At 56.7% G+C, this 16,174-nt stretch carries 14 protein-coding genes; 8 read left to right on the top strand and 6 right to left on the bottom strand.

The window, feature by feature from the left end:
- Nucleotides 1–8: 8 nt before the first annotated feature.
- Together gltX and Q1B13_RS12700 are read right to left on the bottom strand one after the other, a co-directional pair.
- On the bottom strand, nt 9–1,334 hold the full coding sequence (gene gltX, locus Q1B13_RS12695) for a glutamate--tRNA ligase (RefSeq protein WP_299080862.1): 1,326 nt from the start codon (nt 1,332–1,334) through the stop codon (nt 9–11).
- 60 nt (nt 1,335–1,394) lie between these two features.
- Nucleotides 1,395–1,805: a DUF1801 domain-containing protein gene (locus Q1B13_RS12700; RefSeq protein ID WP_299080859.1), complete on the bottom strand. Its 411-nt coding sequence runs from the start codon at nt 1,803–1,805 to the stop codon at nt 1,395–1,397.
- 141 nt (nt 1,806–1,946) lie between these two features.
- On the opposite strand from Q1B13_RS12700, the gene Q1B13_RS12705 reads away from it, so the two are divergent.
- On the top strand, nt 1,947–2,879 hold the full coding sequence (locus Q1B13_RS12705; RefSeq protein ID WP_299080856.1) for an MBL fold metallo-hydrolase: 933 nt from the start codon (nt 1,947–1,949) through the stop codon (nt 2,877–2,879).
- Between the two features lie 195 nt (nt 2,880–3,074).
- On the opposite strand, the gene Q1B13_RS12710 is transcribed toward Q1B13_RS12705, so the two are convergent.
- On the bottom strand, nt 3,075–3,299 hold the full coding sequence (locus Q1B13_RS12710) for a hypothetical protein (protein WP_299080853.1): 225 nt from the start codon (nt 3,297–3,299) through the stop codon (nt 3,075–3,077).
- Nucleotides 3,300–3,622: 323 nt separating this feature from the next.
- Nucleotides 3,623–5,281 (bottom strand): NAD+ synthase, encoded by a 1,659-nt coding sequence (locus Q1B13_RS12715; protein WP_299080850.1) that lies wholly within the window; start codon nt 5,279–5,281, stop codon nt 3,623–3,625.
- Between the two features lie 155 nt (nt 5,282–5,436).
- Between Q1B13_RS12715 and Q1B13_RS12720 the strand changes: the two genes are divergently transcribed.
- The gene (locus Q1B13_RS12720; RefSeq protein WP_299080847.1) at nt 5,437–6,915 is read left to right on the top strand and encodes a 2-isopropylmalate synthase; all 1,479 of its coding nucleotides are present in this window, start codon (nt 5,437–5,439) and stop codon (nt 6,913–6,915) included.
- A gap of 4 nt (nt 6,916–6,919) precedes the next feature.
- On the opposite strand, the gene Q1B13_RS12725 is transcribed toward Q1B13_RS12720, so the two are convergent.
- Nucleotides 6,920–7,585 carry an SDR family NAD(P)-dependent oxidoreductase gene (locus Q1B13_RS12725; protein WP_299080844.1) on the bottom strand — a complete coding sequence of 222 codons (666 nt, stop codon included), beginning with the start codon at nt 7,583–7,585 and terminating at the stop codon, nt 6,920–6,922.
- Nucleotides 7,586–7,872: 287 nt separating this feature from the next.
- On the opposite strand from Q1B13_RS12725, the gene Q1B13_RS12730 reads away from it, so the two are divergent.
- A complete protein-coding gene (locus Q1B13_RS12730) occupies nt 7,873–9,441 on the top strand; it encodes a 2-isopropylmalate synthase (protein ID WP_299080841.1) in 1,569 nt (522 codons plus the stop codon).
- Nucleotides 9,442–9,609: 168 nt separating this feature from the next.
- Here Q1B13_RS12730 and Q1B13_RS12735 read toward each other — a convergent pair whose 3' ends face one another.
- Nucleotides 9,610–10,395, bottom strand: coding sequence for a 23S rRNA (adenine(2030)-N(6))-methyltransferase RlmJ (locus Q1B13_RS12735; RefSeq protein WP_299080839.1), 786 nt, complete (start codon nt 10,393–10,395; stop codon nt 9,610–9,612).
- Between the two features lie 157 nt (nt 10,396–10,552).
- On the opposite strand from Q1B13_RS12735, the gene Q1B13_RS12740 reads away from it, so the two are divergent.
- The 5 genes from Q1B13_RS12740 to rodA all read left to right on the top strand — a co-directional run bounded on the left by Q1B13_RS12740 (nt 10,553) and on the right by rodA (nt 16,174).
- Nucleotides 10,553–11,599 carry a rod shape-determining protein gene (locus Q1B13_RS12740; RefSeq protein ID WP_005978801.1) on the top strand — a complete coding sequence of 349 codons (1,047 nt, stop codon included), beginning with the start codon at nt 10,553–10,555 and terminating at the stop codon, nt 11,597–11,599.
- Nucleotides 11,600–11,660: 61 nt separating this feature from the next.
- Nucleotides 11,661–12,563, top strand: a complete 903-nt coding sequence (gene mreC, locus Q1B13_RS12745; RefSeq protein WP_299080836.1) for a rod shape-determining protein MreC — start codon at nt 11,661–11,663, stop codon at nt 12,561–12,563.
- Entirely contained in the window at nt 12,556–13,092 is a 537-nt protein-coding gene (locus Q1B13_RS12750) for a rod shape-determining protein MreD (protein ID WP_298935263.1), read from the top strand. The genes mreC and Q1B13_RS12750 overlap by 8 nt, the downstream gene beginning before the upstream one ends.
- Nucleotides 13,089–15,038 carry a penicillin-binding protein 2 gene (gene mrdA, locus Q1B13_RS12755; protein ID WP_299080834.1) on the top strand — a complete coding sequence of 650 codons (1,950 nt, stop codon included), beginning with the start codon at nt 13,089–13,091 and terminating at the stop codon, nt 15,036–15,038. Before Q1B13_RS12750 ends, mrdA begins: the two co-directional genes overlap by 4 nt.
- Nucleotides 15,035–16,174 (top strand): rod shape-determining protein RodA, encoded by a 1,140-nt coding sequence (gene rodA / locus Q1B13_RS12760; protein ID WP_299080831.1) that lies wholly within the window; start codon nt 15,035–15,037, stop codon nt 16,172–16,174. Before mrdA ends, rodA begins: the two co-directional genes overlap by 4 nt.

Below are 16,174 nucleotides of genomic sequence, written 5' to 3' on the forward strand. Positions count from 1 at the left end.
ATCTAAGCTTACCCGCGCGCCCGGATCACCTGCAGCAACGGTAATAAAGTCGCCATCTCTGGGCCTCGTTCCATGCCGGTCAACGCTTTGCGTAGCGGCATGAACAAGCTCTTGCCTTTGCGCCCAGTCGCTTCTTTCACCGCTTGGGTCCAAACAGCCCAGGTGTCACCATCGAAAGGCCCTTCGGGCAAAAGCGCTATGGCTTCGGCGATAAAGTCTCTGTCCTCATCGGCGATCATAGGTTCTGCACCGTCCCGGCACAACTCCCACCAGCCCTTGAGGTCGCTCAGAGTGGTGATGTTCTCGCGTGCCATTGCCCAAAACGGCTCGGCCAGATCTGCAGGAACACCAGCGCCGGCAACCGCGTCCTTAACGTCGGATAAAGGTAGCGACTGCAGGTGCTTTGCGGTCAGCGGGAAAAGGTCTTGAACGTCGAATTTGGTTGGTGCCGATCCAAATCGTGCGACGTCGAACCCGTCGATCAATTCAGCCATATCGGACCGCAGCTCGACTGGATCGGACGAGCCCAGACGCGCCATCAGGCTCAACAAAGCCATCGGCTGCACACCCTGTTCGCGCAGGTCACGCAAAGCCAGCGCGCCTAGCCGTTTCGACAACGCCTCACCCTGCGGACCGGTCAGCAGCGAGTGGTGGGCAAAGCGCGGGTATTGTCCGCCAAGTGCCTTGATGATCTGAATCTGTGTCGCGGTATTGGTCACATGGTCCGAGCCGCGCACCACATCCGTCACGCCCATTTCGGTATCATCCACCACCGAAGCAATCGTATAGAGAACCTGACCGTCCCCGCGGATCAGAACCGGATCGGACACCGACGCGGCATCGATCGAGATGTCGCCCAGAATGCCGTCATTCCATTCAATCCGTTCGTGATCCAGTTTGAAGCGCCACACGCCATTGCCACGCTCGGCCCGCAGCGACTCTTTTTCGGCGTCCGACAGGTTCAGAGCGGCGCGATCATAAACCGGCGGCTTACCCATGTTCAGCTGCTTCTTGCGCTTCAGGTCCAGTTCGGTGGGCGTCTCAAACGCCTCGTAGAAGCGACCCATCTTGCGCAGCTTGTCAGCGGCTTCTGCATAACGGTCCAGACGTTCCGACTGACGCTCGACCCGATCCCAGTGCAAGCCCAACCATTCCATGTCCTGCTTGATGGCATCGACATATTCTTCTTTCGACCGCTCTGGATCGGTGTCGTCGATGCGCAGGATGAATGTACCACCTGCCTTTCTGGCGATCAGGTAATTCATCAGGGCGGTGCGCAGGTTGCCCACATGGATGTAACCGGTGGGTGACGGGGCAAAACGGGTGGTGGTCATGGGAGTCTCCTGTTGGCGCGGCTCTTGTCACATGGACATGGTTTTGTCCAGCCGAAGCCGTCAGGTCGGCTCAACCGACCACTTCTGCGCCAAATCCTCCAACCCGGCCTGGATCAGCTCGGACAGGACGTCAAGATCGACATCTGCCAGCTTTTTTACATAGAGGCATGACTTGCCGTGTTTGTGCTTTCCCAACCTCGACAGAATATGACTGAAGTCGGCATAGCCCGGCATGATATAGATGGAATGCGCAGCCTTGCGCGGAGAGAACCCAGTGGCGAGATGCACCCCCTCGCGCCCGGATTTGTATCTATAGTGATATCGGCCATACCCAACGATTGAGGGGCCCCACAAGACCGGCTCAAACCCGGTCGTTTTGCGGAACAGCGCATCCAGTACTTGCGCATCCTCGGCTTTGGCTTGTGGTTGAACGGCCGACAGAAAGCTGTCGACGCTTTGATCCGTTGGCATTGTCTTGTTCGGAGATTGTACCATGAACAAAATTTAACACGTAATGTTCATCCAGACAGCCCATCTAATGCGGGTATAATGTGGTCAGGGTCTTACGCTGACCTAATTCTTTCCATGGTGCTCAGACAGGGAGAAGTAGAAATGACTATAAATTTGACACGCCGAGCGGCGTTGGGAGCCGCAGCAGCCTTACCATTCGCATCCGCAGCGGCACCTGTTTTCGCCGCAGGATCCGACAGCAAAGCAAACTCAACAATCGCAAAGTCCTTCCAAATTGGCGATTTCACCGTCACGACACTTTTGGATGGTAGCCTCCCACGCGACGGCGCTCAGGAGATTTTCGGTGGTGGCGCGTCGGACGAAGACTTTGCCAAAGTGTCAGCGGACAATTTCATCTCGCCTGACGTGGCTCAGTTCTTCTTTACACCGACACTGGTCAACACCGGTGCCAAGATGGTTTTGTTCGACACCGGACTTGGACAGGGTGGCATACAAGCTGCGCTGGCGGATGCAGGTGTCACCCCGGATCAGATCGACATTGTGGTCCTGACCCATATGCATCCCGACCATATCGGCGGCATGACCACTGATGACGCGCCGACCTTCCCAAACGCCCGTTGCATCACCGCAGCATCCGAATATGATTTCTGGGCCGCTCAGGAGGCGGGCAACCGTGTAGGCGATCTGGTTGCAGCAAAGGTGACTCCGCTGGCTGAAAAGATGACGTTCATCGAAGATGGCGGCGATGTGGTTTCTGGTGTCACCGCAATGGCCGCGTTTGGACACACACCAGGTCACATGGTGTATCATCTGGAAAGCAACGGTCAGCGCCTTATCCTGACCGCGGATTTGGCCAACCACTACGTCTGGTCTTTTGCCCATCCGGAGTGGGAGGTCCGTTTTGATATGGACAAAGCGGCAGCCACAGAGTCACGGCGCAATGTTCTGGGCCTGCTCGCAGCCGACAAGGTGCCCATGATCGGCTATCACATGCCATTCCCAGCTGCTGGTTATGTAGAAAGCCGCGGCGACGGGTTCCGCTTCGTGCCCGTCAGTTATCAGATGATGGGCTAGTGCCCGCTGAAACGCCAGGCCAGACCCGGTTCTAAAGTCGTGATCGGTCGGATTTCAGTCAAATGAATCCCTGCGCAAATAAGCGCAGGGACATTTCTTCTCGGCCAAACGACCAGAGCCCAACAGTGTTTATAGTGATTGAACCTCTTTGATCGCCGCAATACGGCGACTGGTACCAGTCTCAGTCAGCGCTTTTTACGCAGCGCCAGACAGCTCAGCCCATTTCTGACGCAGCGCCCCTGACAACCCGGTTACCTTCTCGGCGTCGTGCGCCGCTACATCTTCCTGCGGTATGAGAGAGGGAAATTCAGGACGAACCAACGCTTCAGACTTCTCTTCTTCGGACATTTGAGCACCAATAAGATCAGCGATGTCCGCGTCCAGTTTGTCCTCATCCAGCTCTTGGGCCGGAGATTCCATCGTCCGCCATCTCAAAGGCGAGTGAAGAGACTGATCATATTCCTCGTACATTTTACCACCAAACCATTAACTCAGACAACCAACACCGGATGCGTCACACTCGAACAAAAACCGTTTGTCAGAACCCTGAGAACTCAACAGGAATGCGTCGCATCCGCCCCACATTGGGCAAATTTCAAGCACAAATGTGGCAGAAACGTGTCGGCAAAACAAGCCTTACGAGTCCTCGGACCCTGTTTATCGGCATAATTTCAGGCACTTGCCGATACAGTTGGATGAGTGATAGGTGAACTGTATTCAAATTCGAAACAAACAAAAGTGCCTCAATTGCGATCACGCCAGCGATTCACGATCGGATAGCGTCGGTCCAACCAAAACGCGCGACTGGTCAGTCGCGTTCCGGGCGCTGACTGAAACCGCTTGTACTCGCTGACATAGATCAGATGTTCGACGCGACGGGCATCGGTTTTGTCAAAACCTGCGGCAACGCAATCGGCGATCGAGCCATCTTGATCAACAAGGATTTCGAGAATTCCATCAAGAACCTGATAGTCCGGCAGGCTGTCGCTGTCTTTTTGGTCTTCACGCAACTCCGCGCTTGGCGGCTTGTCGATAACTGACGGACGAATGACCTCACCCTCGGGTCCCCTCATCCAGTTACGGTGATGGGCGTTGCGCCAGCGACAGGTTTCGAACACACGGGTCTTGTACAGGTCCTTGATCGGATTGTAGCCACCATTCATATCGCCATAGATTGTGGCATACCCAACCGCAACCTCGGATTTATTCCCGGTGGTCAGCAACATTTCGCCAAACTTGTTCGAGATCGCCATCAACATCAAACCGCGCAAGCGCGACTGGATGTTTTCCTCGGTAATATCTGCGTCATGGCCGGCAAACAAAGGCGCCAAAGTTTCGGTCACAGCTGCGCGACTGTTCGAGATCGGCACAAAGTCATACTGCACGCCCAGCGCCTTGGCGACGGCCTCGGCATCGTCCAGCGACGCCTGGCTTGTGTACTCGGATGGCAACATCACACAGCGAACGTTTTCAGCCCCGATAGCATCCACTGCAATTGCAGCGACCAAGGCGGAATCGACACCACCCGAAAGGCCCAGCAATGCCTTTTTGAACCCGGTCTTACCCATGTAGTCCCGTAGCGACTGCACCATCGCGCGGTAGTCTTGCTCCAACGCGTCCGGTTGCGGCACAATATCGGACGGCACGATCCGCCAGCCCTCTTCACTGCGTTCAAGATCTACTTCTGTTATGGCTTCGTCAAAGACCGGCATCCGGAAGGCAAGCGCACCACCCGGGTTTATCCCAAATGTCGCCCCATCAAAGACCTGATCGTCCTGCCCACCCACCATATTCAGGTAGATTACCGGCAATCCGGTCTCGACCACACGCGCAACCATATGATTTAGCCGCACATCATACTTGTCCCGAAAATAGGGCGAGCCATTGGGAATCAACAGAAACTCGGCCCCGGTCTCTTCCAAGGTTTCTGCTACATCTGGGTGCCAGCCATCTTCGCAGATTGGGCTGCCAATTCGGGAATTCCCCACAGAATATGGCCCACCAAGTGGACCGGCATCATAGAGCCGCACCTCGTCGAACACAGTTTCATTCGGCAGATGATGCTTCAACACCTTGCTGGCAACCCGCCCGCCCTTGAGGATCAGATAGGCATTGTACAGGCTGTCATCTTCAACCCACGGCCCACCAATCGCCATCGTTGGCCCATCGGCACAGCGCTTGGCCAACGCTTCGATCGCGTCCATCGCCGCCCGGTGAAACACCGGCTTCATAACCAGATCCTGGGTGTTGTACCCGGTGATGAACATCTCGGGCAGCGCGACAAGATCGGCACCCGCCGCGCGCGCCTGTTCCCATGCCAAGAATGCCTTGGCCGCGTTGCCCTCGATATCCCCTACAACAGGGTTGAGCTGCGCTAGAGTGATGCGGAAACGGTCAGCCATCCTGCCCTCTTGTCCTCGTCAGTCCTATTGCCATTTAGCAGATCGCACCGCGAGTGAAAGGCCAATGCGGCAAAAGCCGTTGCTCTGCCCTCGGCGGTACCCTAGTTTTGCGCAAAAGGAAGCACACAGTGATGACTGGGCAGGCAGGAACAAAAATGAAACTGATCCGCAACTCGATTGCCGCTGGGATTTTGACTTTGGCGGCGACCACTGCTTTCGCGCAAGACGGGACAGTCATCGTTAAGGATGACGAGGTCGGCGGCGTCTATGAAGGTACATTCCAGAATGGCCTGCGCCACGGAACCGGAACCTATCGCCTGCCCAGCGGATTTGAATACACGGGCCAGTGGGTCGAGGGCGAAATTCAGGGGCAAGGTGTCACGCGCTATCCGGATGGCTCGGTCTACGAAGGGACGTTCGCTAAAGGACAGCCCGAAGGGCAAGGCAAGATCATCTATGCCGATGGCAGCACTTATGACGGCGAATGGGCCAACGGTGCCATCAATGGCTCTGGCGTTGCCCAATATGCGAACGGGATGCGGTATGAAGGCGGCTTTCAAAATGCGCGCCATCATGGCCAGGGGGTGCTGACCAGTTCCGATGGTCACGCCTATGACGGCGATTGGGTGGACGGTATCAAACAAGGCAAGGGCAAGATCACGTACCCCGAAGGCGGCGTTTACGAAGGCGAGGTCGCGGCAGGGCAACGTGTCGGTCAGGGTACGCTGACGATGCCTGATGGCATGGCGTACACCGGCGCCTGGCAGCAGGACAGGATCAACGGCACCGGACGCCTGACCCAGCCAAATGGTGACGTATACGAAGGCGAATTGGTCAACGGCCGGAGGCAAGGCAAAGGCAAGACAACCTATTCCGACGGGGATGTGTATGAAGGCGATTTCGAAGACGACCTGCGCCACGGCAAAGGAACCTTCACCGGAACGGACGGCTTCATCTACACTGGTGACTGGAACCAGGGCCAGATCGAAGGCCTGGGAGAGGTCAGCTATCCTGACGGGTCTGTCTATGTCGGTGATTTCAGGGCAGATCTGGCCGAAGGAAACGGTCGTATAACCTATCCCGATGGATCAACCTATGACGGCGACTGGATCGCCGGGGTTATTGAAGGCCAAGGCACAGCGACCTATTCCAATGGTGTGATCTACAAAGGCCAGTTCAAAAACGCCCAAAGCCACGGCAAGGGAATTATGACCCGAGCGAATGGGTCGACCTATGACGGGGATTGGATCGAAGGCACGCGTCAGGGCAAAGGTAAGGCGACCTATTCTGACGGCACAGTCTATACCGGGGACTTCTTGAACGGTCAGAGACACGGTCAGGGCGAAATTGCTACTCCTGACGGTTTTAGATATACCGGCGACTGGTCCGAAGGTAAAATAACCGGTGCCGGAACAGCCACCTATTCGAACGGCGACGTGTACGAAGGCAACTTTGTTGACAACAAGCGACAGGGCAGCGGAACGATGCGTTACGCCAATGGGCAAGAAGAAACCGGCGTTTGGGAAAACGGGGTCCTCCCGACCCAATCTTCAGCAGAACCCAACACCCCTGCAACCGAGCCGGAAGCTGCGTCAGAAGACGATCGTGACGCGGCAACCCCTTCTGACGGTTAGATCATCACCAGGGAATGCGTTTCCCGGCCCAATCGAAGAAGCCGCCAGTATCCGCAGGCGTCAGTGTGTCGATCACGCCCAAAAGGTTCCGCGCAGCGTCTTCCGCTTCGACCGCCGGATGTCGTCCAAGATATTTCTGCGTAAAGACCGTTTTCACAGTCCCGGGATGCAACGCCACACAGATAGCTTGCTGATGCGTCCGCACTAGCTCGATAGCAGCCGTGTGGACGATTTGATTCACGGCAGCCTTAGCTGCACGATAGCTGACCCATCCCCCGATTTGATTGTCGCCAATCGATCCGACCCGGGCTGAAAGCACCGCAAGCACCGAGCGCTCATCGCGTGGCAGCAAACGCTGCGCCCGGCTGAGTACCAAGGCAGGCCCAACTGCGTTCAGTGCGAATTGGTCCATCATTGCCTGCGCCGAAACCGCCCGCATGGATTTCTCAGGCACAGCGCCGTTGATCTCCAGCGCTCCCGACGCAACCAGGACCAAATCGAAAGCTCCTGTCAGCTGATCCAACATCTTCACCGCCGTGTCTGGATCTGTCAGGTCAAACCCGTCGCAAGACCGCGACAAGCGGGTCACCGCAGTGCCTTGCGCCTCAAGCTGGTGACAAATGGCCGTGCCAATTCCGCCGGATGCGCCGATGATAAGTGCAGATTTCATACCAGCCGAATTAGCAGTCAACACCGGCCAATCAATGCCATTGCAAAAGAAAGCACTTCCAAAGTGTTCAGTTGTAATTTGGTTCTTTTCATTCTCGGCCGGCTCTGTATACATTCTGCCCCATGATCAACCGCGCAGATATCCCTTTTGCCGACGCCGCGTTTTGCGGTGCCGACCTGCGTGGCCTACTGATCCTAATCCGCCTCTGAGCGTGCCATCCGGCGCGCCCGCTCAGAGGAGGACGCCGGCGCGCCATAGGCATTAGGACAGAATAGAAAGTGACCCCCATGACAAACGTGACCGACCAAGACCGCGTCTTGATCTTTGACACCACTTTGCGCGACGGCGAGCAAAGCCCGGGCGCAACGATGACCCATGACGAAAAGCTTGAGATTGCCGAGCTGCTGGATGAAATGGGCGTCGACATTATCGAAGCTGGGTTTCCCATCGCCTCCGAAGGTGACTTCAAGGCCGTTTCAGAGATTGCCGAACGGTCGAAGAACAGCCGCATCTGCGGCCTTGCCCGCGCCAACTTCGCCGATATCGAACGTTGCTGGGACGCGGTAAAACACGCCGAGCAGAACCGTATTCATACGTTCATCGGAACCTCTCCGCTGCACCGCGCCATTCCGAATCTGACACAGGACGAAATGGCCCAGAAGATCCACGACACGGTCAGCCACGCCCGCAACCTGTGCGAAAACGTGCAGTGGTCGCCAATGGACGCGACACGAACCGAGTGGGATTACCTGTGCCGAGTCATCGAGATCGCGATCAAAGCAGGTGCCACAACGATCAATATTCCTGACACAGTGGGCTATACAGCCCCGATGGAGTCGGCCGATTTGATCAAGCGCCTGATCGAAACGGTTCCTGGCGCTGATGAGGTTGTGTTTGCCACTCATTGCCACAATGACCTTGGCATGGCGACTGCCAACTCGCTGGCAGCCGTGGCCGGTGGCGCGCGCCAGATCGAATGCACGATCAACGGTCTGGGCGAACGTGCCGGCAACACTGCGTTGGAGGAGGTGGTAATGGCACTGCGCACCCGCAACGACATCATGCCATGGAACACCGGCATCGATACCACCAAGATCATGCACATCTCGCGCCGCGTGGCGACCGTGTCGGGCTTCAACGTGCAGTTCAACAAAGCGATCGTGGGCAAGAACGCCTTTGCCCATGAAAGCGGCATTCATCAGGACGGGATGCTTAAGAACCGCGAGAATTTTGAGATCATGCGCCCTGAAGATATCGGCCTGTCAGGCACATCTCTGCCTTTGGGCAAGCACTCGGGTCGGGCCGCATTACGCGACAAGCTGAATACGCTGGGCTTTGATCTTGGGGATAACCAGCTCAAGGATATCTTTGTCCGGTTTAAGGATCTGGCCGACCGCAAGAAAGAAGTGTTCGACGACGATCTGATCGCGTTGATGACCCTTGACGAGGCTGATGACTACCTTCAGCTGGTGTCGATGAAAGTCACTTGTGGCACCGGTGGACAGGCTGAATCCACCGTCGAGTTAGAGATGGTCGGCAAGGATGTCATCGCGACCGAGCATGGCGACGGCCCGGTGGATGCGACCTTCAAAGCAATTCAGGCAATCTATCCGAACGAGGCTCATCTGCAGCTCTATCAAGTGCATGCGGTTACCGAAGGAACGGATGCGCAGGCGACTGTTTCGGTGCGTTTGGAAGAAGATGGCATGATCGCCACCGGCCAATCTGCTGACACGGATACCGTTGTGGCCTCGGCCAAAGCGTATATACATGCGTTGAACCGCCTCATCATGCGGCGTGAGAAGTCGGGCCCAGGCACTGACGCGCGCGAAATCAGCTACAAAGACCTGACCTGACAAAACGGCGGGCAACGCTCCCGCACCCGCAGTAGTTCGGCTGCGCCGAACCGCTTATCGGCTTTAGGCCCGGCACCGCGCAATAGCGCGGTGCCGGGCCCAACTCGGTTAACGGCATGTGTGATGCGGGCGATCGAGGCGGGAGGTCCTTGGAAACCAGCGTTTGGTTCAGAGGTTCTCAAACAGTCGTGACAAACGGGTCGCTTCTTCGTCCAACCCGAACGGAGCATTGACCACAAACATCCCGGACCCGATCATACCGTGCCCCTGCCGCGCTGCTGAGAACATTACTTCGTGCTGCAAAATTCTGGGCAAGTGCATTTTTTTCAGTTCAGCACTCATTTGCAAATGCCGGTTGTCGGTCAAAATCGGATACCACAGAGCAATTACGCCAACATTCCATTTACGGTGAAGCTTATTGATGATGCCTGGCAATTGGGCATACTCCGACTTCATCTCATAGCTGGGGTCAATTAAAACCATCCCTCGACGGGGCGTAGGTGGCAGCAGGGACTGGGCGAGTTCATACCCATCTTGTTTGTAAACCTTTGCATTTCCTGATGTCAGAGCCCGCGCCAGGGCCGCATGCTCCTGCGGATGCAACTCTGCAACGTGCAAACTGTCTTGCGGCCTAAGCAGATTGGCCGCGATCACAGGAGAGCCTGGATAATAGGCCTCGCCAAATCGGGCCTGAATGGCAGAGATGGCGCGGGCAAGCGGATGGTTTGCTTCGAACCAGTCTTCGCGCTGAACCCTTTCGATACCCGCCGCAGCCTCGCCGGTCTTCAGCGCCTCGTCAGAATCCAGACGATACAGGCCGCGCCCGGCATGTGTTTCAACATAGCTCAGCGGTTTGTCTTTTTGTGTCAGGTAGGACAGTGCCCATGCCAGTAATGTGTGCTTTTGGACATCGGCCAGATTTCCTGCGTGGTAAATGTGTTGATATGAGAGCATGTTGCCTTCTAAAGTCCCTACCAATGAGGCGAAAAGGTGCTGATTACCGCAGAATCAGCCCTTTTACCGGGCGAGTTGGCACCCTATAAGTCATCCGTCCCGGAACCGTCGAGTCGCGGGCAGTAGAAAACATCTGACAGACAGGATCAGGGGAAACATGGGGATCTTTGACAATCTGGGCGGCCTGTTCACAGCGGACATGGCAATCGACCTCGGCACGGCCAACACTCTGGTATATGTCAAAGGGCGCGGTGTGATCCTTTCTGAACCTTCAGTAGTTGCATATCATGTCAAGGATGGTGTGAAGAAAGTTCTGGCCGTAGGCGAAGACGCCAAGTTGATGCTGGGCCGCACACCTGGCTCGATCGAGGCCATCCGCCCGATGCGTGAAGGGGTCATTGCCGACTTTGACACCGCCGAGGAAATGATCAAGCACTTCATCCGCAAAGTGCACAAGCGGTCTACATTCTCGAAACCCAAGATCATTGTTTGCGTCCCCCATGGCGCAACGCCTGTTGAAAAACGCGCGATCCGTCAGTCGGTTCTGTCCGCTGGTGCCCGCCGCGCGGGATTGATCGCTGAGCCTATCGCTGCTGCGATTGGCGCCGGTATGCCCATCACCGATCCGACCGGGAACATGGTCGTCGATATCGGTGGCGGTACTACCGAAGTTGCGGTCTTGTCGCTGGGCGATATCGTGTACGCCCGCTCGGTTCGCGTTGGGGGCGACCGGATGGACGAGGCCATCATTTCGTATCTGCGTCGCCAACAGAACCTGCTGGTCGGTGAATCCACCGCAGAACGGATCAAAACCACCATCGGAACCGCCCGCATGCCCGACGATGGGCGCGGTCAGTCCATGCACATTCGTGGCCGTGACTTATTGAACGGCGTGCCGAAGGAAATCGAGATCAGCCAGGCTCAGGTCGCAGAAGCGTTATCCGAACCTGTCCAGCAGATTTGCGAAGCCGTGATGACCGCCTTGGAGACTACGCCGCCCGATCTTGCCGCAGACATCGTGGACCGTGGCGTCATGCTAACAGGCGGCGGTGCCTTGCTGGGTGATTTGGATCTGGCTCTGCGCGAGCAGACCGGTCTGGCGGTTTCGATTGCCGATGAAAGCCTGAATTGTGTGGCTTTGGGCACCGGTAAGGCATTAGAATACGAAAAACAACTGCGCCACGCGATTGACTACGAAAGCTAAGGCGCGCACCCTCTGAGACGAGGGTAGAATATCGGGCGCGAGCAACACGGGAAGGAGTCCTGTGGCAAAAGACCGATCACAGCGCGATGACTACACGACCCCCTTGCGCCGCTTGTTCCTGGGGATCGTTGTGCTGTGCCTGCTGGGAATCTTTGTCGTTTGGCGTATCGACAGCCCGCGTGTCGAACGCTTCCGCGCGCAAGTGGTGGATACCGTTGTCCCTTCGATGGAATGGGCAATGGTGCCGGTCACAGCCACCGTCAATCTGGTACGCGATTTCCAAAGCTATCAGCGTTTAAGCGAGCAAAACCAGGAATTGCGCAGCGAGCTGCGCCTGATGCGCGCATGGAAAGAGGCCGCGCTGCAGTTGGAGCAAGAGAATGCCAGACTGCTGGATCTGAACAACGTGCGCCTGGATCCGCGCCTGACCTATATCACCGGTGTTGTGATGGCAGACAGCGGATCGCCCTTCCGGCAATCTGTAGTGCTCAATGTAGGTGAGCGGGACGGGATCGTAGATGGATGGGCCACGATGGACGGCATCGGGCTGGTAGGTCGCATTTCAGGCGTCGGTTCGGATACCTCTCGGGTCATTTTAGTGACCGATGCGTCCAGCGCCATTCCCGCCACTATTCAACCTTCGGGACAAACGGCACTGATAGCAGGGGACAACACGCCTGCTCCGGCCGTTGAGTTTCTGGAGAACCGCGAACTTGTCCGCCCCGGCGACCGTGTGATCACGTCAGGCGATGGCGGTGTTTTTCCGGCAGGTTTGCTAATTGGTCAGATTTCTGTCGACCCCGGCGGACGGCTGCGCGTGCGCCTTTCGGCTGATTTTGAACGGTTAGAGTTTTTACGCGTGCTACGATACAATGCGGCGCCGTTAATCCGTGACCCCGGGGGCATAGTCGGGCCGGAACGCCCCGAAGCAGCCCTCGCCCCAGAGGAGGCAGGCGATGGATAAAGCCGTCTCACATCTTTGGAGCATGCGCGCACTTTACGTGCTACTTGCGGTTTTCATCCTGTTTTTGCACCTACTACCTCTAGATACGCAACCGGATCGTTGGCCGTTCCCCGATATTCTGATTGCGATCACCTTTGCCTGGGTAGTGCGGCGCCCCGATTATGTTCCGACCCTTCTGGTAGCGGCAGTCATGCTTTTGGCGGATTTGTTGTTACAGCGCCCACCAGGTTTATTGGCCGCGCTGGTTGTGCTTGGCCTGTCTTATATGCGTTCAGCAGCACCCGGCATGCGGGACGCGGGCTTCGTCGGGGAATGGATATCGGTTGGTGTGGTAATCACCGCGGTATTCCTTGCGAACCGGATTACTCTGTCTCTCTTCTCGGTTGAACAATCTGCTGTGGGGCCTGTCGCCATCCAATTGGTGCTTACGGTTATTGCATACCCAGCGATTGTATTACTAAGCCAAAGCATGTTTGGTGTGCGGCGCGTTTCCGCAGCCGATGCCAGTACGGTAGGATCCCGGGCATGAAGAACCGTCAAACCAAACCCAAAGGCCTCGCCCACAAGCGTCTGCCGCGTCGCGCGCTGATATTGGGCGGGTTGCAAGCTGCTTTCATTGGTGGGCTGGCCGCGCGCATGCGGTTCATGCAGGTGGATCAGGCCGACCAGTATCGTCTTCTGGCAGAAGAAAACCGTATCAACATTCGTCTGATCCCTCCAACGCGCGGACGGATTTATGACCGGAACGGGCAGGTCATAGGTCAAAACACGCCATCCTATCGCATCGTTATCGTGCGCGAAGATGCCGGCGACTTGGATAAAGTGATTGCAAAGCTATCTGAGCTGATACCTTTGAATGACGATGAGATCGACCGTGCGCGGACCGAGATGCGCCGATCAGCACCCTTCCTGCCGGTCACTCTGGCTGATCAGGTGACCTGGGAAGATATATCAAAGGTCGCCGTCAATACACCAGCCTTGCCGGGTGTCACACCCGAGGTCGGCCTGACGCGACAATACCCCAGTTACGAAGATTTCGCCCACATCGTAGGGTATGTCGGCCCAGTCAGCGATTATGATCTGAGCCAGATCAACGACCCCGAGCCGGTGCTTCATATTCCCCGTTTCCAAATTGGCAAGGTCGGACTGGAAGCCAAACAGGAAACCGCATTGCGTGGTAAAGCCGGTGCAAAACGGGTGGAGGTCAACGCCACGGGCCGCGTGATGCGCGAACTGGACCGACAAGAAGGTCAACCGGGTGCTGACCTCCAATTGTCGATTGATGCCGACCTTCAGGAATACGCACAGGCCAGACTGGCTGGCGAAAGCGCAGCGGCTGTTGTTCTGGATTGCGAAACAGGTGATATCCGGGCCATCAGTTCGGCCCCCAGCTTTGATCCGAACCTTTTTGTTCGGGGGATATCGGTCGCAGATTATCAGACGCTGACGCAAGACAAGTACCGCCCGCTGGCCAATAAAACCGTGCAGGGCACGTACCCGCCAGGATCGACCTTCAAGATGGTCACCGCGTTGGCCGCACTTGAAGCCGGTGTGGTTGGTCCCAGCAACACGGTCTATTGCCCCGGTTATCTGAAAGTCGGTAGCCGACGGTTCCACTGTTGGAAACGCGGCGGACACGGCACGGTCGATCTGGAGCTTTCGCTGAAACGCAGTTGCGATGTCTACTACTATGACGTTGCTCTGCGCGTTGGGATCGACAAGATATCCGAAATGGCACGCAAGCTTGGTCTGGGTGTGAAACACGACATCCCCATGTCCGCAGTCGCAGCGGGCTTAGCACCAAATCAGGAATGGAAACGGCGGGTACACGGTGAAGATTGGCTGGTCGGCGACACCGCAAATGCCTCAATCGGTCAGGGGTTCATGCTGGCTTCACCGTTGCAACTGGCGGTCATGACGGCTCGCATCGCAACCGGACGGGCAGTATCGCCCCGTTTGGTGCGTTCGGTCGATGGGATTGAACAACCATCCGGCGCGGGTGAGCCACTGGAAATCAACCGGTTCAACCTGGATCAGGTGCGCAAGGCCATGTTCTCGGTTTCTAATAGCCGCCGGGGCACGGCCTATCGCAGCCGCATCATCGCCGATGAATTCCGAATGGCGGGCAAAACCGGCACCAGCCAGGTGCGCAACATCACGAAAGCCGAACGCGCCGCAGGCGTGATCCGTAACGAAGATTTGCCATGGGAACGTCGCGACCACGCACTGTTCGTCAGTTTCGCGCCCTATGACAACCCTAAATACGCAGTTGCTGTGGTTGTTGAACATGGCGGCGGTGGCTCCAAAGCGGCCGCCCCTGTCGCGCGGGATATCATGTTGCAGGCGCTTTACGAAGGAACACCTCCGCTCGACGCCTATCCAGCAGGTGACCGAGAACGCATCAAGGAACAACAAAAACGGTTGGAGGGTGATCGTCGCCCCAAAGCGCGACCTGACGACAAGGACCGCGCATGAGCTATCTTGAATATGCGGTCAAGTCCACACCATCCGGGTTTCGCAAATTCCTGTACATGAACTGGCCGCTGACGCTGCTATTGATCAGTGCGGCCTGCGCCGGGTTCCTGATGCTGTATTCAGTAGCTGGCGGATCATGGTTGCCATGGGCCGAACCGCAAATGGAACGGTTTGGTCTTGGACTGGCGGTGATGTTCATCATCGCATTGGTACCGATCTGGTTCTGGCGGAACATGTCTGTATTGGCCTATCTCGGCGCGATCGCGTTGCTGGTTTTTGTCGAGCTGTTCGGGACCGTCGGGATGGGCGCTCAGCGCTGGATTGACCTTGGATTCATGCGCCTACAACCTTCCGAGGTGATGAAAATCACGCTGGTCATGCTGCTGGCGGCCTATTACGACTGGCTGCCGTCTTACAAAACATCGCGACCGCTGTGGGTCATCATTCCAGTTATCCTCATCCTGATCCCAACCTTCATGGTATTACGCCAACCTGACCTTGGCACTTCAATCCTGTTGTTGGCCGCAGGCGGAGGACTGATGTTCCTGGCCGGCGTCCATTGGGCCTATTTCGCCGCTGTCATTGCCGCCGTCGTCGGCTTGATTGCAACCGTGTTCAACAGTCGGGGCACCGAGTGGCAATTGCTCAAAGACTACCAGTTTCGGCGCATTGACACGTTTCTGGACCCATCCACAGATCCATTGGGCGCGGGCTATCACATTACGCAATCTAAAATCGCTTTGGGATCAGGTGGCTGGAACGGGCGTGGGTTCATGCAAGGCACGCAATCGCGCCTCAACTTCTTGCCCGAAAAGCACACAGACTTCATCTTCACAACGCTAGCCGAAGAGTTTGGATTTGTCGGCGGGATTACTCTGTTGGTGCTCTACACGCTGATCCTGGTTTTCTGTCTGGTGACGGCTTTGTCGACCCGGGACCGGTTCTCGTCTCTGGTGACATTGGGCATTTCGCTAAACTTCTTCCTGTTCTTCGCCGTCAACATGTCGATGGTTATGGGGCTAGCCCCGGTCGTCGGCGTCCCACTGCCCATGGTCAGCTATGGCGGGTCGGCGATGCTGGTTCTGATGGCGGCCTTCGGCATTGTGCAAAGCGCCCATATTCACCGCCCTCGTTGA

The organism is uncultured Ruegeria sp., from assembly GCF_947489545.1.
In the GTDB taxonomy this organism is placed as follows: Bacteria; Pseudomonadota; Alphaproteobacteria; order Rhodobacterales; family Rhodobacteraceae; genus Ruegeria.